We start from the raw sequence: 21,599 nt of genomic DNA, 5'->3' as shown, positions 1-21,599 counted from the left end.
ACGGGCGGGCCGCTCACCCACACCTCGGTTCGGGGTGAACGGACCGTTCGCCCAGCCGCATCGGACCGGCGGTCCGCTCACCCCGGGCCCGTTTTCGGGTGAACGGACCGTTTCCCCAACCGCGTTGGACCGGCGGTCCGCTCACCCGGTGCTCGGGTTTTCGGGTGAGCGGACCGTTCGCCCAGCGGTATCGGACGTGCGGGCCGCTCACTCCGCCCGCGCGGCGGTGGTCCGGGTGGCCGCCGGATCGGTGAGCAGCCGGTGCAGCGCGAGCTGGGCGGCGCCGATCATCAGGAGGTCGGCGCCGAGCGCGGCGGGCACGATGCGCACCTCCTCGAAGGCGGGCGCGGAGCACTGCTCGCGGACCAGCTCGGCGAATCCCGCCGGATCGGCGCCGAGCACGTCGGCGAGGAAACCGCCGAGCACCACCAGCCGCGGGTTGAGCACGTTCACGGCGGCACCGACCGCGCCGCCGAGCACCCGCGCCTGCCGGGCCAGTTCGCCGCGCACCCGCGGATCGGTGGTGGCGGCCAGCGCACCGGAGAGCGCGAGCTGGTCGGCGGAGCCGAGCCCGAGCAGTCCGAGCAGCCGAGCCCGGTTCACCTCGTCCTCCAGCGTCCCGCCCGGCACCGCGCGGTCGTCCGGGTCGCGGATCGCCGGCCGGTTGCGCCCGAATTCGCCCGCGTGGCCGCCGATCCCGCCGAGCGGGCGCCCATCGGCGATGATGCCGCCGCCGATGCCGCTGGCCCCGCCGTTGAGGTACACGAGGTCCGGCACGCCGACGCCCGCGCCGAACAGCTGCTCGGCGAGCGCGCCGAGGGTCGCGTCGTTGGCGGCGAACGCGGGGTGCCCGGTGGCGCGGGTGAGCTCGGCGGCGATCGGTTCCTCCCGCCAGTCCAGGTGCGGCGCCCACCGCACCACGCCGTCGCCGCGGACCAGGCCGGGCACGGCGACGCCGATGCCCGCGATGCGCTTGCCCGCGAGCTCGGCGGAACCCAGTTCGGCCGCGACGACCTCGACGGTCTGCGCCGCGCCGGGGCGGGCGACCTCGACGCGGCGGCGGCTGCGGACCTCTCCGCCGAGGCTGACGACGCCGAGGGTGATCGCGTCCAGCTCCGGGTTGACCGCGATCGCCACGCAGTCGGGATCGGGATGCACCACCGGCGAGGGCCTGCCGACGCGGGCGGTGCTCTGCGGACCGGACTCGGCCACGAGGCCCATGCCGGTGAGCTCGGCGACCAACGCGGCCACCGTGGAACGGCTCAGCCCGGTGGCGCGGGTGATCCCGGCGCGGGACAGCGGCCCGGTGCGGTGCACCAGGTCGAGCACGGCCGCGAGGTTCGCGCGCCGGACCCGGTCCGAGTTGCTGCCGCGCATCCGCTCCCCCACCTGGATCTTGCCCGTCGATCAACCGGAACCCTAGTATGTTCTGCACAAGAACAAATTCGTGGGAGGGACCCCAGATGAGCCGCACCCCCACCCCGGCCGACCGGTTCTCCTTCGGGCTGTGGACCATCGGCTACCGCGGGATCGACCCGTTCGGCGGCCCCACCAGGTCCACGATGGACACCCGGTACGCGGTCGAGAAGCTCGCCGAGCTCGGTGCCGCGGGCCTCACCTTCCACGACGACGACCTGTTCCCGTTCGACGCCACCGACGCGGCGCGGCGCACCGAGATCGACCGGTTGAAGCAGGCCCTCGCCGACACCGGGATCACCGTCCCGATGGTCACCACCAACCTGTTCTCGCACCCCGTGTTCAAGGACGGCGGGTTCACCTCCAACGACCGCGCGGTGCGCCGGTTCGCGCTGCGCAAGGTGCTGCGCAACCTCGACCTGGCCGCCGAGCTCGGCGCCCGCACCTTCGTGATGTGGGGCGGGCGGGAAGGCGCCGAGCACGACGCCGCCAAGGACGTGCAGCAGGCGCTCGCCCGCTACCGGGAAGCCGCCGACCTGCTCGCCGACCACGTCACCGAACGCGGCTACGACCTGCGCTTCGCCCTCGAACCGAAGCCGAACGAGCCGCGCGGCGACATCCTGCTGCCCACTCTCGGGCACGCCCTCGCGTTCATCGACTCGCTGGAGCGCCCCGAGCTGTTCGGCGTCAACCCGGAGGTCGGGCACGAGCAGATGGCCGGGCTCAACTACGCCGCCGGGGTCGCGCAGGCGCTCTACCACGGCAAGCTGTTCCACCTGGACCTCAACGGGCAGCGCGGCATCAAGTACGACCAGGACCTCGTGTTCGGGCACGGCGACCTGCACAACGCGTTCGCCCTGGTGGACCTGCTGGAGCACGGCGGTCCCGGGGGGACGCCCGCCTACGACGGGCCGCGGCACTTCGACTTCAAACCCGCCCGCACCGAGGACGACGCGGGCGTGTGGGACTCGGTGCGCGCCAACATGGCCAACTACCTGCTGCTCGCGGAGCGCGCGGCCGCGTTCCGCGCCGACCCCGAGGTGCAGGAGGCGCTCGCCACCGCGAAGGTGCCGGAACTGGCCGTGCCGACGCTCGCCGACGGCGAAGGGGCCGCCGCGCTGCTCGCCGACCGGGCCGCGTTCGAGGACTTCGACAGCGCCGCGCACTACGACGGCCGCGGCTACGGGTTCGTGCGGCTGCAGCAGCTCGCCACCGAACACCTGATGGGCGCCCGGGGATGAGCACGCCCCGCACCAACTGGTCCGGCAACGTCACCTACCGGGCACCCCGCTTCGCGCGGCCGCGCACGCTCGACGAGCTCGCCGAGATCGTCACCGGCGCCGACCGCGTCCGGGTGCTCGGCACCGGGCACACCTTCACCGGCATCGCCGACAGCCCCGACGTGCAGCTGTCGCTGGCGGAACTGCCCGCCGAGATCGAGGTCGACCCGGCCGGGACCGTCGCGATCTCCGGGCCGGTGCACTACGCCGAGCTCACCCGCGTGCTGCACGAGCACGGGCTCGCCCTGGCGAACCTGGCGTCGTTGCTGGACCTGTCGGTGGCGGGCGCCATCTCCACCGGCACGCACGGGTCCGGCAGCCGCACCCGCGGGCTCGGTTCCGCGGTGCGGGCGCTGGAGTTCCTCACCGCCGACGGGGAGATCCGGCGGCTGCGCGACGGCGATCCCGACTTCCCGGGAGCCGTCGTCGGGCTGGGCGCGCTCGGCGTCCTCACCCGGCTCGAACTCGCGGTGGAGCCCGCGTTCGACGTCACCCAGCACGTCTACGCGGGCCTGCCGTGGCCGGTGGTCGGGGCCGAACTGGACGCGCTGCTCGCGTCCGGGTACAGCGTCAGCCTGTTCACCGACTTCGACGGCACCGGCGTCCGGCAGGTGGTGGTGAAGGAGCGCGGCGGGCACGACGCCGCGCTGTTCGCCCGCCTCGGCAGCGCGCTCGTCGACGGGCCGCGGCACCCGATGGCGGGCGGGCCGACCGAGAACGTCACCGCCCAGGCCGCGCCCGGCCCCGCGCACGAACGGCTCCCGCACTTCCGGGCGGGCCGCACTCCCAGCAGCGGCGCGGAGATCCAGAGCGAGTACCTGGTGGACGCGCGGCACGCGGCCGCGGCCGTCGAGGCGTTGCAGCGGGCCGCGCCCGCGTTCGCCCCGGTGCTGCTGGTCGCCGAACTCCGCTCGGTCGCCGCCGACGAGCTGTGGCTCAGCCCCGCGTGGCGGCGGGATTCGCTGGCCGTCCACTTCACCTGGCGCCGCGACCAGGCCGGGGTGGCGGCGGCGCTGCCCGCGCTCGAAGCGGCACTCGCCCCGTTCGACGCCCGCCCGCACTGGGGGAAGGTGTGGGCGATGGGCGCCGACGTGCTCGCCGAGCGCTACCCGCGGCTCGCCGACTTCCGCGCGCTCGCCGAGCGCTGGGACCCGCAGCACCGCTTCCGCAACGAGTTCCTCGACGAACGCGTCTTCGGCACCTGACGGGGGTGTCCGCTAGCCGCGGGTGAGGCGCAGGACGGTTCCCTCCGCCGCGGCGGTCAGCAGCAGCTCGCCGTCCGCGGTGGCGGCGATCCCGGCGAACGCGCGCGGCTGGCCGGGAACTCCCTGCGCCGCAACGGGTTCCGGGTCGCGCATTCCCGACGGGACGCCGACCGGCAGGTCCGCCCGCTCGATCCGCTGCGCGCCGGTGCCCGGGTCGAGCGAGAGCAGCCGCCGCGCGCCGACCTCGACGACGAACAGCTCGCCGCCGAGCCACGCGATGCCCTGCGGCTCCGCCAGCCCCTCGGCGAGGACGTCCACCGCACCACCGTCGATCCGCAGCACCCGGCCGCCGCGTTCGGTGGCGAAGCAGCGTCCGTCCTCGTCGAGCGCCACGTCCACCGGTGCGTGCAGCTCCTCGGCGAGCGCGGTCACCTCGTCCGCGGAGTCGATGCGCAGCACCCGGCCTGCACCGGTCTCGGCGACCACCAGCGCACCGTCCGCGGCGACCGCGATCCCGCCGGGCCCGTCCAGCCCGGCGGCGCGGACCCGCACCCGGCCTTCGCCCGCGGTGCGGACGTCGCCGAACTGCGAGGTGATGTGCAGCAGCCCGTCCTCGGCGGCGATGCCGTGCACGAACCCGCCCACCTCCGACAGCAGCGGCCCGCCTGCCTCCGCTCCCAGCTCGTCGGTGGCGGTGCCGAGCCGGAAGTGGTCGGCCGCGTACCAGCGGCCGTCCGAGTCGGCGGCCACGCCGAACGGGCCGTTGAACCCGCGCGCCACCACCGGGCGCACCGGCCCCTCGGCATCGATCCTGGTCAGCCCGCCGCTGCCGTAGCTGGAGACCAGCATCCGGTTCTCCGCGTCGAACGCGGCGTTGTCCATCCCGGCGATGCCGGTGCGGGTGATCGTGCGCGAGCCGTCCCCGTCGAAGCGGGTGACGATGCCCGCCACGCCGCGGGAGAGCACCACGAGCGCGCCGCCGCGGTCGAAGCGCACCGCGACCGGCTCGTGCACCTGCTCGGCGACCAGCTCCGCCGCCCCGCCCTCCGGGGAGACCCGCCACACCTCGCCGGTCATCATGTGCGGGTAGTACAGCGCGCCGTCCGGCCCGAGCTGCATCGCGTTGCCCATCGCGAGACCGCCGGTGAGCACCACCGGTGCGCGCCCGTCCGGGAACACCTCCAGCACCCGCCCGTCCTGGTACATCTCGTTGACGAAGACCCGGTCCCCGACGCAGGTGATCCCGTTCGGGCAGCGCAACTCCCGCGCCACCACGGTGAGCCCGCCGTCCGGCGAGCGCCGCCACACCAGGCCCGGGTTCAGGTCGGTGACGTACATCGAGCCGTCCGCGGCGAACGCGAGGTCGTCCGGCGAGCACACCGGCCCGCCCAGCGGCAGCACCGGCTCCACCTCGCCCGAGTCGACGTCGACCGCGCTGATCCCCCCGGCCAGGTACTGGGCGACGTGCAGCCGCCCGTCCGGGCCGAACGCGATGCCGTTGGAGCCGCGCAGCGGGTTCGGCTCGTTCTCCCGACCGACGCTCCAGCGCTCGCCGAGCACCGGCTGCACACCACTGCGCGTCACGCCCGTTCCCCTTCCACCAGCACCTCGTCCGCGCCACCCGCGGCCCGCCAGTCGCGCAGCAACCGGTAGAACTCGATGGCACCGCCACCGTAGCTCTCGCTGCGAGCCCGGGGATCGCCCTCGTTGTTGTAGTAGCTCGGGGTGCACTCGGCGAGGAATTCCCGGTCGTAGCGCTCCTTCTCGCGGATCGTGGCGACCCACGCGGCTTCGGCCTCGGCCGACGGCTCGACGCGGCGGGCCCCGCGGTCGCGGGCGGCGGCGATGAGCTCGGCGACGTGCTCGGCCTGCTCGTCGAGGACGTGGGCGAAGTTCACCGAGCTCGCGTTCTGCGAGGCACCGAGCCGGAAGTGGTTCGGGAAGCCGTGGCTGGTGAACCCGTGCAGCGTGCGCAGGCCGCCGCTCCAGTGCTCGGCGAGGGTGCGCCCGCCGCGCCCGCGCACCGTCCGCGCCGTCGTCATCGCGCCCGCGCCGAGGTCGAACCCGGTGGCGAACACGATGCAGTCCACTTCGTACTCGACGCCGGCCACGACCACGCCGCGCTCGGTGAGCCGCTCCACCCCTGCTCCCCCGGTGTCGACCAGGGTCACGTTGGGGCGGTTGAACGTCGGGAGGTAGGTGTCGCTGAACGTGGGCCGCTTGCACAGCCGGTGGTACCAGGGTTTCAGCGCCTCGGCGGTGGCCGGGTCCTCGACGATCTCGTCGACCCTGGCGCGCACCGAGTTCATCTTGGCGAAGTCGGCGAGTTCGGCGTGCAGCGCGTCGTCGGCGTCGAGGATCTCGTTGTGCGCGCTGGGCATGATGGAGCGGAACGTCTCGGCGCTGTCGGTCCAGCGGTCGCCGACGAGGTCCTGCTCGGCGTGCCCGCCGGAGACGAGGGTCAGGAAGTTCTCCCGCCGTTCGCGCTGCCAGCCGGGCGGCAGCGCGGCGGCCCATTCCCGGTCGGTGGGCCGATTCCCCCGTTCGTCCACTGAGGACGGAGTGCGCTGGAACACGTACAGGTGCGCCGAGTCCTGACCGAGGTGCGGCACGCACTGGATCGCGGTGGCACCGGTGCCGATGACCGCGACCCGCTTGTCGGCGAGCCGGTGCAGCCCGCCGCTCGCGTCCCCGCCGGTGTAGTCGTAGTCCCAGCGGCTGGTGTGGAAGGTGTGTCCGCGGAAGGTCTCGATGCCGGGCAGCCCGGGCAGCTTCGGCCTGCTGAACGGACCGCTGGAGACGATCACGTAGCGGGCGGTGAGCACGTCCCCGCGGTCGGTGCGCACCGTCCAGCGCTCGGCCTCGTCGTCCCACTCGCTGTCGACGACCTCGGTCTGGAAGCAGGCGCGGTCGTAGAGCCCGTAGTGGCGGCCGACGGCGCGGGCGTGCTCGCGGATCTCCTCGCCCGGCGAGTACTTCCACGCCGGGAACGATCCGAGCTCCTCCAGCAGCGGCAGGTAGATGTAGGACTCGATGTCGCAGTGCACGCCCGGATACCGGTTCCAGTACCAGGTACCGCCGAAGTCGCCGCCCTTCTCCACGACCCGGATGTCGGTGAACCCGCGCTCCACCAACCGGGCCGCCGCGGTGAGCCCGCCGAACCCGCCGCCGACGACGAGCACCTCGGAGTGCTCGTGCAGCGGTTCCCGGGGGCTGTCCTCGGCGTAGGGATCGTCGGCGTAGTAACCGAAATCGCCGGTCGTGGACCGGTACTGCGCGGATCCGTCGGGGCGCAGCCGCCGGTCCCGCTCGGCCCGGTAGCGCGCCCGCAGCTGCTCGGGGTCGAAGCCGAGCACGGCGGGGTCCAGCACGGCGCGCCGGGACTCCTCGGTGGTGGACATTCCACTTCCTCCAGGTGGTTCGGGACGTTCGGGGTCTCCGGCAGGACTACTCGGTGGCGCGTCCGGGCAGGAACGCCGCGATCGCGAACGCCCCCAGCGAGGCGGCGGCGCCGATGCCCAGCACCACCTGGAACCCGCCGAGCGCGGGCAGCGCGGCGCCGCCGACCTGGATGGTCATGTTCGCCAGGATCACCCCGGCCGCGGCGCTGGACACGGAGGTGCCGATGGAGCGCATCAGGGTGTTGAGGCTGTTGGCCGCGGCGGTCTCGGACACCGGGACCGCGCCCATGACCAGCGCGGGCATCGCACCGTAGGCGAGCCCGATGCCCGCGGCGATCACGCAGGAGATGACCATCAGCTGCCAGATCTCGGACATCATGACGAGCCCGAGCCCGTAGCCGGCGGCCACGACCAGCGCGCCCGCCATCAGCGTCACCTTCGGCCCGCGTTCCCGGGAGATCCGCGCCGACACCGGTGACATCGCCATCATCACCAGCCCGTTCGGCGCCATCACCAGCCCGGCGGCGAGGATGGTCTGCCCGAGCCCGTACCCGGTCTCGGCGGGCAGCTGCAGCAGCTGCGGGATCACCAGCGAGGTCGCGAACATCGCGAACCCGAACACCACCGAGGCCAGGTTGGTCAGCAACACCTGGCGGCGCGCGGTGGTGCGCAGGTCCACCAGCGGGTGCCCGGTGCGCAGTTCCCACCAGCCCCACACCAGCAGCACCAGCAGCCCGCCCGCGACGAGCCCGAGCGTCGTCCCGCTGCCCCAGCCCCAGTCGGCGCCCTTCGACAGCGCGAGCAGCAGGCACAGCAGCGCGATGGACAGCCCGATCGCGCCCGGCAGGTCGAAGCGGCCGCCGCCGCGGACCCGGGACTCCGGCACCAGGACCGCGACCAGCACGGCGGCGAGCAGGCCGAGCGCCCCGGCGGCCCAGAACAGCGCGTGCCAGTCGGCCTTCTCCGCGACGAACGCGGCGGCGGGCAGGCCCAGCGCACCGCCGACGCCGAGGGAGGCGCTCATCAGCGCGGTGGCCCCGCCGAGCCGTTCCGCGGGCAGTTCGTCGCGCATGATGCTGATCCCGAGCGGGATGACGCCCGCGGCGAGGCCCTGCAGCAACCGTCCGGCGACCATCAGCGCCAGCCCGTTCGCCAGCGCGCACAGCACCGAGCCGCACACCATGATCCCGAGGCTGATCAGCAGCATCCGCCGCTTGCCGAACATGTCGCCGAGGCGCCCGACGGTGGGGGTGGCGACGGCGGCGGCCAGCAGGGTCGCGGTGATCGCCCACGCGGTGTCGGCGGCCGACGCGCCCAGCAGCCGGGGCAGGCTCGGCACCAGCGGCACCACCAGGGTCTGCATCAGCGACACCGAGATGCCGCCGAAGGCCAGCACCGGGACGACCACGAGAGGGATCAGGCGAAGGCGTTGTGCACGACCTCGGCCTGCTCCACGTCGTGCACGGCCTTGAGACCGGTGGCCGGGGCGGCCATCGGGCGCCGCGACACGCGCTTGAGCCCGCGCATCCGCTCGGGGAACAGCTCCGGCAGCGCGAGGCCGAGGAACGGCCACGGGCCCTGGTTCGCCGGTTCTTCCTGCGCCCACCGGATGTCGGTGGCGTTCGGGTAGCGCTCCAGCAGCGCGCCGAGCTTGCGGTGCGGCAGCGGGTACAGCTGCTCGAGCCGCACCACGGCGGTGTCGGTGTGCCCCTGCTTCTCCTTCTCGGCGGCGAGGTCGTAGTAGAGCTTGCCGGAGCAGAGGACGATCCGGCGCACCGCCGACGGGTCCGGCTGCGCCGGGTCGTCGATCACCGAGGTGAACTTGCCTTCGGTGAAGTCGGCGACGGAGCTCGTCGCGGCCTTCATCCGCAGCATCGACTTCGGCGTGAACACCACCAGCGGACGGTGGATGCCGTCCAGCGAGTGCCTGCGCAGCAGGTGGAAGTAGTTCGCCGGCGTCGACGGCAGCGCCACCGTCATGGACCCTTCGGCGCACAGCTGCAGCCAGCGCTCGATGCGCGCCGAGCTGTGGTCCGGGCCCTGGCCTTCGTGGCCGTGCGGCAGCAGCAGCACCACGTCGGAACGCTGCCCCCACTTGGCCTCACCGGACGAGATGAACTCGTCGATGATCGACTGGGCGCCGTTGAAGAAGTCGCCGAACTGCGCTTCCCACAGCACGAGGGCGTCCGGGTTGGCGACCGAGTAGCCGTACTCGAAGCCCATCGCCGCGAACTCGGACAGCGCCGAGTCGTAGACGAGGAACTTCGCCTGGTCGTCGCCGAGGTTCTGCAGCGGCGTGTACTCGGTGCCGTTCTTCCGGTCGATGAGCACCGAGTGCCGCTGGCCGAAGGTGCCGCGTCGCGAGTCCTGGCCGGTGAGCCGCACCGAGCGGCCCTCCATCGCCAGCGACCCGAACGCGAGCAGCTCGCCGAAGCCCCAGTCGATCTCGCCCTCGCGGGCCATCTTGGCGCGCCGCTCCAGCACCGGCTTGACCCGCGAGTGCGGGGTGAAGCCCTCGGGCAGGTCGACGTGCGAGTCCGCGATCCGCTCCAGCGTGGCGGGGGAGATCGCGGTGACCAGCTTGGTCGGCACGACCTGCTCGGACTCCACCGACGGGCTCGGCTCCGGCGGGTGCTTCTCCAGCTCGCGGACCTCGTTGAACACGTGCTCCAGCTGGGAGGCGTAGTCCTTGAGCGCCTTCTCGGCCTCTTCGACGGTGATGTCGCCGCGGCCGATGAGGGACTCGGTGTAGGTCTTGCGGACGCTGCGCATCTTGTCGATCGCGTCGTACATCGACGGCTGCGTCATCGACGGGTCGTCGCCCTCGTTGTGCCCGCGGCGGCGGTAGCACACCATGTCGATCACGACGTCCTTGCCGAACGCCTGGCGGTACTCGACGGCGAGCTTCGCGACCCAGACGCACGCCTCGGGGTCGTCGCCGTTGACGTGGAACACCGGCGAACCGATCATCTTCGCCACGTCGGTGGAGTACTTGCTGGACCGCGAGTGCTCCGGGGCGGTGGTGTAGCCGACCTGGTTGTTCACGATCACGTGCACGGTGCCGCCGGTGCGGTAGCCGCGCAGCAGCGACAGGTTCAGCGTCTCGGCGACCACGCCCTGGCCGGCGAACGCGGCGTCGCCGTGCAGCAGCACCGGCAGCACCGTGAAGCCTTCCTGGCCCTTGTCCAGGATGTCCTGCTTGGCGCGGACGATGCCTTCCAGCACCGGGTCCACGGCCTCCAGGTGGGAGGGGTTCGAGGTCAGCGACACCTTCGTCTCGCCGTCGCCGAACATGCGGAAGTACTTGCCCTCCGCGCCCAGGTGGTACTTGACGTCACCGGAACCGTGCGCCTGGCCCGGGTCCAGGTTGCCCTCGAACTCGCGGAAGATCTGCGAGATCGGCTTGCCGACGATGTTCGCCAGCACGTTCAGCCGGCCGCGGTGCGGCATGCCGATGACGACCTCGTCGAGGTCCGCGGCGGCCGACGAGTCGAGCACCGCGTCCAGCAGCGGCACCACGGTCTCGGCGCCCTCCAGCGAGAACCGCTTCTGCCCGACGTACTTGGTCTGCAGGAACGTCTCGAACGCCTCGGCGGCGTTGAGCTTGGAGAGGATGTACTTCTGCTCGGACTGCTCCGGCTTCTCGTGCGGCTTCTCGACCCGCTTCTGCAGCCAGTCGCGCTCGTCCGGCTCGAGGATGTGCATGTACTCGACGCCGACGGTGCGGCAGTACGAGTCGCGCAGCACGCCCAGCACGTCGCGCAGCGACATCCGCTCCTTGCCCGCGAACCCGCCGACCGCGAACTTCCGGTCCAGGTCCCACAGCGTGAGGCTGTGCGAGAGGACGTCGAGGTCCTCGTGCCTGCGCTGCCGGTAGTTCAGCGGGTCGATGTCGGCCATCAGGTGGCCGCGGGTGCGGTAGGCGTCGATCAGCTCCAGCACCCGGGCGGTCTTGTCGACCGCGCCCTCCGGGATGTCCTGGGTCCAGCGGATCGGCTCGTACGGGATGCGCAGCGACGAGAAGATGTCGTCGAAGAACTTGTCCTCGCCCAGCAGCAGCTGGTGCACCTTGCGCAGGAAGTCACCGGACTCGGCGCCCTGGATGACCCGGTGGTCGTAGGTCGAGGTCAGCGTCACGATCTTGCTGATGCCCATGTCGACCAGGGACTTCTCCGAAGCCCCCTGGAACTCGGCCGGGTAGTCCATCGCCCCGACGCCGATGATCGCCGACTGGCCCTTGGTGAGCCGCGGCACCGAGTGGTTCGTGCCCGACGGGCCCGGGTTCGTCAGCGAGAACGTGGTGCCCGCGAAGTCGTCCGCGGTCAGCCCACCGGTGCGGGCCTTGCGGATGATGTCCTCGTAGGCCTGCCAGAACTGCTGGAAGGTCATCTCCTCGCAGCCCTTGATGGAGGCCACGACGAGGTTGCGCGAGCCGTCCTTGGCGGGCAGGTCGATCGCGAGACCGAGGTTCACGTGCTCCGGGGTGACGGCCGCGGGCTTGCCCTTGGCGTCCTCCCCGTAGTGGCGGTTCATGTTCGGGTAGTCCCGCATCGCCCGCACCAGCGCGTAGCCGATGAGGTGCGTGAACGAGACCTTGCCGCCCTTGTTCCGCTTCAGGTGGTTGTTGATCACGATGCGGTTGTCGAACAGCAGCTTCGCCGGGACCGCCCGCACGCTCGTCGCGGTGGGCACCTCCAGCGACTGCTCCATGTTCTTGGCGATCGCCGCGGCCGCACCGCGCAGCGGCTTCGTCTCCTCGCCCGCACCGGAGCTCTTCACCGGAGCCGCCTTCGCGGCCTGCTGGGGGGACGGCTTCGGCTCGGCCGCCTTGGCCGGCTTCGGCGCGGGGGCCTGCGCTGCGGCGGCCGGGCGAGCCTGCCCGTTGCCCTCGCTGCGCGTGGCCGTCGCAGTAGTCGTTCCCGACACCGTTGTCGTCGTCGCGGTCGACCCGGCTCCTGCCGCGGCGGTGGAGTTGTCAGCGGCTACCGAGACCGAGGCCGCCTGCCCCGGCTTGTAGTCGGCGAAGAACTCGTGCCACGCGGAGTCCACCGAAGCGGGATCTTGGAGGTACTGCTCGTACATCTCCTCGATCAACCATTCGTTGGGGCCGAACTGTGACGCAGGGCTGCTGCTGGACACGGCTGGCGTTCGCCTCGATCCATCTGCTCGTGATGTACACACACTCAAGTACCAGGCTAGCGGTCCGATTAGTGCGGTTGGCACACAGTGCGGGCCTGGTGGAGAAGAGCTCGGTCACAGGATCGATCAGGAAAGTCCCTCACCAGGCAAACGTGACCCGTTCGGGCGTCGTAGTCGATCACTGGCATCCGTACTATGCGCCGACTCACCACCGGCGGGCCGGTGGTCCTCCACCCCGTCTGTCGCCTGCGGACACCACAACGTTTCGGTCACGACCGCTGTTCCCGCCTCGCGGGACGAACCGGCCCGACCGGCGAGAACGCGTGACGCCACGTGCTCGCGGCCACCCGCACGGTGAGCACGTCAGGGGGAGGTGCGCAGCGGATCGTGCGCCGAGTCACCGGCGTCCGCGGAGCGGTGCTCGACCGGGCCCGTCGGGTCCGCCACCGCGTGATCACCCGCCCGCCACAGCCGCGCGTAGTGCCCGTCCCGCGCCAGCAGCTCCGCGTGCGCGCCGTCCTCCACGACCCGGCCGCCGTCCACCACCACGATCCGGTCCGCCCGCGCCGCCGTGCCCAGCCGGTGCGCCACCACGAACGTCGTGCGCCGCGCCGCCAGCCGATCGCTCGCCGACACCACCAGCGACTCCGTCGCCGGATCCAGCGCCGCGGTCGCCTCGTCCAGCAGCAGCAGGTCCGGCCGGACCAGCTCCGCCCGGGCCAGCGCCACCAGCTGCCGCTGGCCCGCCGACAGCTCCCGGCCGCGCTCGCCGACCTGCTGGCGGAACCCGAGGCGCAACATCGCGATCCCCGGCAGCGCGCCCACGTCCCGCGCCGCCGCCTCCACCTCCGCGTCCGACGCCGCCGGTCGCCCGTAGGCGATGTTCTCGGCCACGTCCCCCGCGAACAGGTAGCCCTCCTGCGGGACCACCGCGAGCCGGTCGTGGAACCCGGACAGCTCGTAGCGGCGCACGTCCACCCCGTCCACCAGCAGCTCGCCGCCGGTCACGTCGTAGAACCGGGCCAGCAGCTTCACCAGCGTCGACTTGCCCGCACCCGTCGGGCCCACCAGCGCCACCGTCGTGCCCGGCTCCACCCGCAGCGACACGTCCCGCAACGCGTCCCGCTCCGCACCCGGGTAGCGGAACGACACCGACCGCAGCTCCACCGCGCCCGCCAGCCGCTCCGGCACCGGCACCGGCGCCGCGTCCTGCGGCACCGACGTCGGCGTGCGCAGCAGATCACCGATGCGGCGCAACCCCACCCTGGCCTGCTGGTAGCCGTCGAACACGCCCGACAACTGCTGCACCGGCGAGAAGAACATGCCCAGGTACAGCAGGAACGCCACCAGCACCCCCGCCGTCAGCTCGCCCGAAGCCACCCGCGTCGCCCCCACGCCCAGCACCACCGCCTGCGCCAGCTCCGACAGCAGCGCGGTGAACGGGAAGTACGTGGCGATGTAGCGCTGCGCCCGCAGCCGCGACCGCCGGTACGCGTCGCTGCGCTGCGCGAACACCTTCGCCGAGTAGCGCTCGCGGCGGTGCGCCTGCGCCACCCGCAGCCCCGACACGTTCTCCTGCAGGTCGGCGTTCACCGTGCTGACCCGCTCCCGCGCCTCCGCGTACGCCGTCGACGACACCCGCCGGAAGAGCACCGTCGCCACCACCAGCGGCGGCAGCACCGCCAACGCCACCAGCGCCAGCGACAGATCCGTCACCAGCAGCGCCACCGCGATCCCGAAGATCGTGAACGCGCTCACCACCGCCGTCGCCAAGCCCGTCTGCAGGAACGACGACAACGCGTCCACGTCCGTCGTCATCCGCGTCATGATCCGGCCCGCGAGCTCCCGCTCGTAGTAGTCCAGCCCCAGCCGTTGCAGGTGCGCGTAGCTGCGCACCCGCAGCAGGTACAGCAACGTCTCCCCGGTGCGGGCCGTCACCACCGTCTGCACCTTGATCACCAGCCAGCTCACCAGCACGATCACCGCGCCGATCGCCGTCACCAGCCACAACGTCCCCGGATCGCGCGCATCCACCCCGCCGTCCACTCCGTGGCGCACCAGCGACGGCAGCGCGACCGAGCCCAGCGCATCCGCCGCCACCAGCAGCACCGTCACCGCCAAGCCCCACCGGATCGGCCGCAGCAACCGCGCCAGCCGGAACCCCGGATCCGGCGCCGTCGCATCCACCCCGGGCAGCCGCGGCGCGTCCACCGCCGCGGGCAGCGCGCGCAGGCCCGCGGCCAGCTCCGGCGTCAACGGCGTCGCCGCACCACCCCCGCGGCCACCGCGCACCTCCACCGCGTGCGTGCGCTCCGGTTCGTCCACCGCGGGCCACAGCTCCGCGGTCGGCGCCGCAGCCGCGATCGGCTCCGGCTCGGTCGCGCCCGCCGCGTCGATCTCCTCCCCGGGACCGGCCAGCAGCGAGCGGAACAAGCCGCACCGCTCCCGCAGCTCCTCCTGCGTGCCCACGTCCACGACCCGGCCCGCGTCCAGCACCGCGACCCGGTCCGCCAACGCCAGCGTCGACCGGCGATGCGCGATCAACAACGTCGTGCGCTGCGCCGTCACCGACCGCAACGTGTCGTGGATCGCCGCCTCCGTCGCCGGGTCCACCGCCGACGTCGCATCGTCGAGCACCAGGATCCGCGGATCCGACAGCAACGCCCGCGCCAGCGCCACCCGCTGCCGCTGGCCGCCCGACAACGTCAGGCCCCGCTCGCCGACCAGCGTCCCGTAGCCCTCCGGCAGCGCCGCGATGAAACCGTGCGCCTCCGCCGCGCGCGCCGCCGCCTCCACCTCCGCATCCGTCGCATCCGGGCGCCCGTAGGCGATGTTGCCGCGGATCGAATCCGAGAACAGGAACGCCTCCTCGAACACCACCCCGACCGCCGACCGCAACGACTCCAACCGCACGTCCCGCACGTCGTGCTCGGCACCGCCCTCGGCCGCGCCGATCCGCACCGCGCCCTGCTGCACGTCGTAGAACCGCGGCAGCAGCAACGACACCGTCGACTTCCCCGACCCCGCCGGCCCCACCAGCGCCACCGTCTCGCCCGGCTCCACCCGCAACGACACGTCCGAGAGCACCTGCTGATCACGGGTGTAGCCGAAACCGACCCCGTCCAGCCGCACCCGCAGCGGCACCTCCGGCAGATCCACCGCGCCCGGCCGGTCCCGCACGTCCGGCCGCGAATCGATCAGGTCCGTGATCCGCTCCATGCCCGCCCGCGTCAGCTGGCCCTGCACCAGCACGCTCGCCATCATCCGAGCCGGGCCCCCCAACATCCCCACGTACGCCGCGAACGCCACGAACGTGCCCAGCCCCACCTGGCCGTGCAACGCCATCCAGCCGCCCAGGCCCAGCACGCCCACCTGGCCCGCCGCGGGCAGCACCGACAAGCTCGCCTGCGGGAACGACGTCATCCGCGCCGTGCGCAGCCGCTCCGCGAACAACCGGCGCGCACCCGACTCCAACCGGGCCACCTCGCGGGCCTCCTGGCCGAAGCCCTTCACCACCCGGACCCCGGACACCGTCTCCTCGACCTGCTGGGCGATGTCCGCCGCCCGCTGCTGCGCCGACCACGTCGCCGGGAACAGCCGCTTCTTGCTGCGCGCCGACACCGCCGCGATCAACGGCACCACCACCAGCACCACCGACGTCAGCAGCGGCGACAACCACACCATCGCCACCAGCGCGAACACCATCAGCACCACGGTCCCCGCCGCCAGCGGCACCATCGACAGCAGCGCGTTCACCAGCTGCAGATCGCTGATCGCCCGCGACGCCACCTGGCCCGTGCGCAACGCGTCCTGCTTGCCGCCGTCCAGCCGCTGCACCGAACCGAACACCGCGCGCCGCAGATCGTGCTGCACGTCCAACGCCAACCGGCCCGCCGAGTAGCGGCGCACGAACGCCGCGCCGAACCGGAACACCCCCAGCCCCGCCAACGCCGCCGCCAGCCACCACAACCGGCTCGTGTCGCCCGCCACCGCGTCGTCCACCGCCGCCTTCGTGATCAGCGGGACCAGCGCCTCCAAGCCCACCGCCGCCACCGACGCGCCCAACGCCAGCAGCATCGCGACCGGATGGCGCCGGCACGCGGCGAGCAGACGGCGGATCCAACCAGGACGGGAACATTCGCTGCCGGAGTCGCTCACCGGGCCAGGTTAGGCGCCGGGGACGACGGGTCGGAGCAGCCGTGGCGGCGGGGTACCGGGTCTCACCTGCGCGTGGAAGGGAACCTTCCGGTCATCGGAGTGAGGAAGGGAACCTTTCTGCCACGGGTGCGGGGAAGGGAACCTTCCTGTCACCACCCCGAACGCAGCGGAGGGGACCTCCCCGCTCCCGCGGAAAGATCCCCTCCGGTCGACCGGCGTCGGCTCAGGTGATGTCGCGCCGCCCGCTGAAGTACCAGCCGCCGAGCACGAACAGCGCCGCGTAGCCGGCGAAGGTCAACATGCTCAGCCACCACGGGTGCCCGTAGGACCCGCCGAAGACGAAGTGCAGCACGTCGAACAGCCCCTGCGGCACGTTCGGTTCGTTCGGCCCGGCGATGGCGCTGATGAAGGTCGGCACGGCGAGGTTGCCGACGATCCCGCTCCCGGCGGCGCCCGGCAGGTAGGAGACGACCCCGGACGCGTCGGAGCCGACCAGGAACAGGTCGACGATGAACTCGAACACGAACTTGTAGACCAGCAGCACGATGATCACGATCACCGGGTTGGCGACGAGCGCGCCGAACCCGACGCCGAGCAGCGTCCACAGCACCATCGCCAGCAGCCCGGCGGCGCTGACGATGAGCCAGTCGGGCCCTTCGCCGAACCCGTCGACGCCCCCGCCGGCGAGCGCGCCGAGGCTGGCGGACAGCACGTTGACCAGCCCGTACAGCAGGCCGAGGTTGGTGTAGGCGATGAGCTTCGCCCCGAGCACCGCCCCGCGCGGGTTCCCGGTGAGGTAGGTGGTGGTGATGCTCTTGTTCCGGTACTCGCCGGCGAACGCCAGCGCCCCCACCAGTCCGGCGAAGATGGTGCTGAAGTTCGTCGACATCGACATGGTGAGCAGCCCCAGCGGCAGCGGCCGCCCGAGGTCCTCTTCGATCGCGGGCATGTAGCCGAACCCGGTGCCCATCCAGCTGGCGCCGAAGCTGAGCAGCGCCACGGGGATGAGCAGTGCCCACCACAGGTTGGTGGTGAAGATCTTCCGGAATTCGGACTTGACCAGGCCGTCCATCAGGCGCCTCCTCCGAATCCGCCGTGCTGCTGGTACGGGTTGGGCCCGCCGGGCGGTGCCCAGCCGCCGGGGCCGGGTGGTGGCCCGCCGGGCGGGTGCTGGGCGCCGACGTACTGGCCGCTGGTGAGCTGGAAGAACAGCCGCTCGAGGTCGACCTGCTCCTCCTGGATGCCGTAGACGGCGACGCCGGCCTGCAGGGCCAGTTCGGCGACCGACCGGGAGTCGGAGCCGGTGACGGCGATCCGCCCGTCCGGCAGCGGCTCCACGGTGAGCCCGGCGGCCTGCAGCGAGTTCACCAGCGCCTGCGGGTCACCGGCCTGCACGAGCACCCGGTTGCGCTGCTGCGCGCGCAGCTGGTCCAGGTCGCCGTTGTAGACGCATTCGCCGCGGCTCACGATCACCACGTGGTCGACGGTGTGCTCCATCTCGCGCAGCAGGTGGCTGGAGACGAGCACGGTGCGCCCGGATGCGGCGAACGACTTGAGGAAGCCGCGCAGCCAGGCGATGCCCTCCGGGTCGAGCCCGTTGGCCGGTTCGTCGAGGATCAGCACCTGCGGGTCGCCGAGCAGCGCGGTGGCCAGGGCCAGCCGCTGCCGCATGCCCAGCGAGAACCCGCCCGCCGCGCGGTTCGCGGCGCCGGTCAGCCCGACGAGGTCCAGCGCGTGGTCGACCTGCTGGTCGGGCACGTTCATCGCCGCCGAGTAGCAGCGCAGGTGGTTGCGCGCGGTGCGGGACGGGTGGAAGCTCTGCGCCTCCAGCACCGCCCCGACCACGGTGGCGGGGTTGCGCAGCTGGGCGAAGGGCACCCCGTTGACGGTGGCGGTACCCGATGTCGGGTTCACCAGCCCCAGCACCATGCGCAGCGTCGTCGTCTTGCCGGAACCGTTCGGGCCGAGGAAACCCGTGACCACCCCGGGGTGGACGGCGAAGCTGAGGTCGCGGACCGCGCTCACCGGCCCGAAGTTCTTGCTCAGGTTCTGCACCAGGATCCGGCCGCTGCCGTCGTGCACACGCTCCTCCATCGTCGCTCGGCCCCGCAGGGCGCCCGCGAGCGCGCGACGCTGAACGATCACGCTCGGGCGCGGGGCGGTCCCATCCTGCCTGACCGGCCCGCGCCGTTAGGGGGGAGTGCGGAAATCAGCCCGTGCCGTGCTGCGGCCGGCTGATCGGCCGGTCCGAGCCCGGTGGTCGGCCGTCCTCCGGTCGGGGAGGGCGGTGGTGGACGGGTGCGCTGCTGGGCCAGCGGCCGGTCGGTGGCCGCGCCCCGACGTCCGGTCCCGGTTCGCGGTCCGGCGCCGCCTCGTCGGCGGGGGAGTGGCGGTCGATCGGTGCGCCGGGCGTCGCTCGGTCGCCGATGAGGCCGCGGTGCACCTGCAGCCACGACTCGCACGGCCAGCTGCGGCTGCGCACCGTGCCGGAACAGGCGGGGCAGCGCCCGTCGGAGTCCGGGTGGTGCGCCTCCAGCAGGGCGCGCAGCCCGCCGGTGAGGCGGTGCAGTTCGGACCTGGCGACCGGTAACAGCTCTTCGGTGCCGCCTTCGGTGGCCACCCGCTCCAGCCGGGCCAGCCGGTCCAGGACGGCCTCCCGCATCTTCGCGTCGTCCACGTGCCACTCCCCGCGTCGTACGGTCATCGCGGCCGATCGGGACGGAGAAGGCGGACGTCCGTGGCGTCCGCGACGAGCACCGCCGCAGATCGGCGCGGCTTGGCGCACTCCCATCGGCAGTTCACCCGGCCGACCACACCGAACTCACCTGGTCGAGTGGATTTTCGGGCGGGTTCGGCCCGGATGGGTTCGTCACGCTCCGCACGTCGGAAATCAAGCGTTCGTGTCCTACACTGGGACCTGGCGGCCTGCTCCCGGTGACCCCCAGGCCGGTCGAGCGGGCCGCCCTCTAACCCCTATCGGGGTGCTCTCACCTCTGCGAGTGAAACTCGCCGGTCTCGCCGCGAAGTGGTCTCGGATGGTCCCGCGTGGTCTCGCGGTTGCGGATCAGACCAGCACCGCACCCGGGTCCGTGCGCGGCATCCCGTGCGCCACCGCCACCGCCTCGCTCACCAGCAACCCGCCGTGCGCGTTCAACCCGCGCGCCAGCGCCGCGTCCGCCCGGCACGCCGCTCGCCACCCCTGATCCGCGATGCGCAACGCGTACGGCAACGTCACGTTCGTCAACGCGTGCGTCGACGTGTTCGGCACCGCGCCCGGCATGTTCGCCACGCAGTAGAAGACCGCATCGTGCACCCGGAACGTCGGATCCTCATGCGTCGTCGGCCGCGAATCCTCGAAGCACCCGCCCTGGTCGATCGCCACGTCCACCAGCACGCAGCCCGGCTTCAACCGGGACACCAGCTCGTTCGACACCAGCTTCGGGGCCTTCGCCCCCGGCACCAGCACCGCGCCGATCACCAGGTCCGCCGACCGCACCGCCGACTCCACCGCGTACGCGTTCGACGTCACCGTGCGGATCGCGCCCCGGTGCGCCGCATCGATCTCCCGCAACCGGTCGACGTCGGTGTCCAGCACCTCCACCTGCGCACCCATGCCCGCGGCCACCCGCGCCGCGTTCAACCCGGCCACCCCGCCGCCGATCACCACCACCCGAGCCGGCGGCACGCCCGGCACCCCGCCGGGCAGCACCCCGCGGCCGCCCTGCGGCGTCAGCAGCGCCTGCGCGCCCACCTGCGGGGCCAGCCTGCCCGCGACCTCGCTCATCGGCGCCAGCAGCGGCAACCCGCCGCCCGCCGACTGCACCGTCTCGTAGGCGATCGCCGTGACCTCGGCGCGCAGCAGCTCGTTCGTCAACTCCGCCGACGCCGCCAAGTGCAGGTAGGTGAACAGCACCTGGCCCGAGCGCAGCCGCGGGAACTCCTCCGCCACCGGCTCCTTCACCTTCAGCACCAGCTCGCCCTCGGCCCAGGCGTCCGCCGCCGACGGCACGAGCGACGCCCCCGCCGCCGCGTAGTCCTCGTCCGGGATCGACGAACCACGCCCGGCACCGGCCTCCACGAACACCGAGTGCCCGCGCGCCACCAGCTCGTGCACGCCCGCGGGAGTGCACGCCACCCGGTACTCGTGGTTCTTCACCTCGCGCGGCACCGCGACCTTCACCCGGCCCACCTCCCGACACCTCGCCCGAACCCGCACTCCGCATCATCCGCCCCGAACCCCCACCCCGCCCGGACCGCGAGGAAGGGAACCTTTCTGCCACCGGTGACCGGAAGGTTCCCTTCCACGCCGCGATCCGGGCGGGCGCGCGCCGGCGACGGGTGACACCCGTTTATCGTTGCCGGGCACGACCACAACCGAACAGCGCCGCAGAACCCGAGCGGGAGAGACCCTGCGCACCAGCAGGGCGCCGAAGGAGCAAACCCTCCCCGAAAAACTCTCAGGCACCCATGACCGCTCGGGCGAGGCCACTCTGGAAAGCGCGCGCCCCGGCGCCGCACCCACGGTGCAAGCCGCGAACCCGCGGCGAAGCTCTCAGGTCCCGAAACAGAGGGGGAGGCCCGCGAACCAGGGCACACCCGTGCCCGTGATGGTGAGGAGCCTCCATGTCCCTGCCCGAACAGCTGCGCTACACCGAAGAGCACGAGTGGCTCGACGACCGCGGCGACCTGGTCCGCATCGGCATCACCCCGTACGCGGCGGAAGCGCTCGGCGACATCGTCTACGTGCAATTGCCCGAGGTGGGCGAGCGCATCGAGACCGGCGCGGCCTGCGGCGAACTCGAATCGACCAAGTCCGTCAGCGACCTGTACGCGCCCGTCACCGGCGAAGTCGTCGCCGTCAACACGGCCGCCGCCGACGACCCCGCGGTCATCAACTCCGATCCGTTCGGCGCGGGCTGGCTGCTCGAAGTGCGCGCCGAACAGACCGGTGCTGTGCTCACCGCGCAGGAATACGCCCAGTTAACCAGCGGTGAATAGGC

Annotated in this window: 13 protein-coding genes and 1 riboswitch; of the genes, 3 read left to right on the top strand and 10 right to left on the bottom strand. The window is 72.5% G+C overall.

Annotated features, from left to right (window positions below; translation table 11 throughout):
* Positions 1-207 precede the first annotated feature (207 nt).
* Positions 208-1,377, bottom strand: a complete 1,170-nt coding sequence (locus tag ABZ805_RS20435) for an ROK family transcriptional regulator (protein ID WP_358442483.1) — start codon at positions 1,375-1,377, stop codon at positions 208-210.
* A gap of 86 nt (positions 1,378-1,463) precedes the next feature.
* Between ABZ805_RS20435 and xylA the strand changes: the two genes are divergently transcribed.
* Positions 1,464-2,657, top strand: a complete 1,194-nt coding sequence (gene xylA / locus ABZ805_RS20430) for a xylose isomerase (protein WP_358442480.1) — start codon at positions 1,464-1,466, stop codon at positions 2,655-2,657.
* Positions 2,654-3,901: an FAD-binding protein gene (locus tag ABZ805_RS20425; RefSeq protein ID WP_358442477.1), complete on the top strand. Its 1,248-nt coding sequence runs from the start codon at positions 2,654-2,656 to the stop codon at positions 3,899-3,901. The genes xylA and ABZ805_RS20425 overlap by 4 nt, the downstream gene beginning before the upstream one ends.
* Before the next feature lie 12 nt (positions 3,902-3,913).
* On the opposite strand, the gene ABZ805_RS20420 is transcribed toward ABZ805_RS20425, so the two are convergent.
* The 9 genes from ABZ805_RS20420 to ald all read right to left on the bottom strand — a co-directional run bounded on the left by ABZ805_RS20420 (position 3,914) and on the right by ald (position 20,779).
* A complete protein-coding gene (locus ABZ805_RS20420) occupies positions 3,914-5,485 on the bottom strand; it encodes a hypothetical protein (RefSeq protein ID WP_358442474.1) in 1,572 nt (523 codons plus the stop codon).
* A complete protein-coding gene (locus ABZ805_RS20415; protein ID WP_358442472.1) occupies positions 5,482-7,302 on the bottom strand; it encodes an NAD(P)/FAD-dependent oxidoreductase in 1,821 nt (606 codons plus the stop codon). The genes ABZ805_RS20420 and ABZ805_RS20415 overlap by 4 nt, the downstream gene beginning before the upstream one ends.
* A 46-nt stretch (positions 7,303-7,348) precedes the next feature.
* On the bottom strand, positions 7,349-8,710 hold the full coding sequence (locus ABZ805_RS20410) for an MFS transporter (RefSeq protein WP_358442469.1): 1,362 nt from the start codon (positions 8,708-8,710) through the stop codon (positions 7,349-7,351).
* Positions 8,711-8,718: 8 nt separating this feature from the next.
* Positions 8,719-12,441, bottom strand: a complete 3,723-nt coding sequence (locus ABZ805_RS20405; RefSeq protein ID WP_358442467.1) for a multifunctional oxoglutarate decarboxylase/oxoglutarate dehydrogenase thiamine pyrophosphate-binding subunit/dihydrolipoyllysine-residue succinyltransferase subunit — start codon at positions 12,439-12,441, stop codon at positions 8,719-8,721.
* A gap of 363 nt (positions 12,442-12,804) precedes the next feature.
* Positions 12,805-16,518, bottom strand: a complete 3,714-nt coding sequence (locus tag ABZ805_RS20400) for an ABC transporter ATP-binding protein (RefSeq protein WP_358442464.1) — start codon at positions 16,516-16,518, stop codon at positions 12,805-12,807.
* A 304-nt stretch (positions 16,519-16,822) separates the two neighbouring features.
* Complete coding sequence (locus ABZ805_RS20395) at positions 16,823-17,671, bottom strand: ABC transporter permease (RefSeq protein WP_358442462.1); 849 nt, start codon at positions 17,669-17,671, stop codon at positions 16,823-16,825.
* Entirely contained in the window at positions 17,671-18,693 is a 1,023-nt protein-coding gene (locus ABZ805_RS20390; RefSeq protein WP_358442459.1) for an ATP-binding cassette domain-containing protein, read from the bottom strand. Before ABZ805_RS20390 ends, ABZ805_RS20395 begins: the two co-directional genes overlap by 1 nt.
* A 115-nt stretch (positions 18,694-18,808) precedes the next feature.
* Positions 18,809-19,303 (bottom strand): hypothetical protein, encoded by a 495-nt coding sequence (locus tag ABZ805_RS20385; protein WP_358442456.1) that lies wholly within the window; start codon positions 19,301-19,303, stop codon positions 18,809-18,811.
* Positions 19,304-19,663: 360 nt separating this feature from the next.
* Positions 19,664-20,779 (bottom strand): alanine dehydrogenase, encoded by a 1,116-nt coding sequence (gene ald, locus ABZ805_RS20380; protein WP_358442509.1) that lies wholly within the window; start codon positions 20,777-20,779, stop codon positions 19,664-19,666.
* Positions 20,780-20,987: 208 nt separating this feature from the next.
* A riboswitch (glycine riboswitch) is annotated at positions 20,988-21,083 on the top strand.
* Between the two features lie 139 nt (positions 21,084-21,222).
* On the opposite strand from ald, the gene gcvH reads away from it, so the two are divergent.
* On the top strand, positions 21,223-21,597 hold the full coding sequence (gene gcvH / locus ABZ805_RS20375) for a glycine cleavage system protein GcvH (protein WP_358442453.1): 375 nt from the start codon (positions 21,223-21,225) through the stop codon (positions 21,595-21,597).
* Positions 21,598-21,599: the final 2 nt, after the last annotated feature.

This window comes from Saccharopolyspora sp. NPDC047091 (assembly GCF_040643635.1).
In the GTDB taxonomy this organism is placed as follows: Bacteria; Actinomycetota; Actinomycetes; order Mycobacteriales; family Pseudonocardiaceae; genus Saccharopolyspora_C.
This window is presented reverse-complemented; position numbering and strand designations above follow the sequence as displayed.

What these genes read in the sequence shown, in the direction of transcription:
- ABZ805_RS20435 (WP_358442483.1), bottom strand. Translation starts at nt 1,377, where the DNA reads ATGCGCGGCAGCAACTCGGACCGGGTCCGGCGCGCGAACCTCGCGGCC.
- xylA (WP_358442480.1), top strand. Translation starts at nt 1,464, where the DNA reads ATGAGCCGCACCCCCACCCCGGCCGACCGGTTCTCCTTCGGGCTGTGG.
- ABZ805_RS20425 (WP_358442477.1), top strand. Translation starts at nt 2,654, where the DNA reads ATGAGCACGCCCCGCACCAACTGGTCCGGCAACGTCACCTACCGGGCA.
- ABZ805_RS20415 (WP_358442472.1), bottom strand. Translation starts at nt 7,302, where the DNA reads ATGTCCACCACCGAGGAGTCCCGGCGCGCCGTGCTGGACCCCGCCGTG.
- ABZ805_RS20400 (WP_358442464.1), bottom strand. Translation starts at nt 16,518, where the DNA reads ATGCTGCTGGCGTTGGGCGCGTCGGTGGCGGCGGTGGGCTTGGAGGCG.
- ABZ805_RS20395 (WP_358442462.1), bottom strand. Translation starts at nt 17,671, where the DNA reads ATGGACGGCCTGGTCAAGTCCGAATTCCGGAAGATCTTCACCACCAAC.
- ABZ805_RS20390 (WP_358442459.1), bottom strand. Translation starts at nt 18,693, where the DNA reads ATGGAGGAGCGTGTGCACGACGGCAGCGGCCGGATCCTGGTGCAGAAC.
- ABZ805_RS20385 (WP_358442456.1), bottom strand. Translation starts at nt 19,303, where the DNA reads ATGACCGTACGACGCGGGGAGTGGCACGTGGACGACGCGAAGATGCGG.
- gcvH (WP_358442453.1), top strand. Translation starts at nt 21,223, where the DNA reads ATGTCCCTGCCCGAACAGCTGCGCTACACCGAAGAGCACGAGTGGCTC.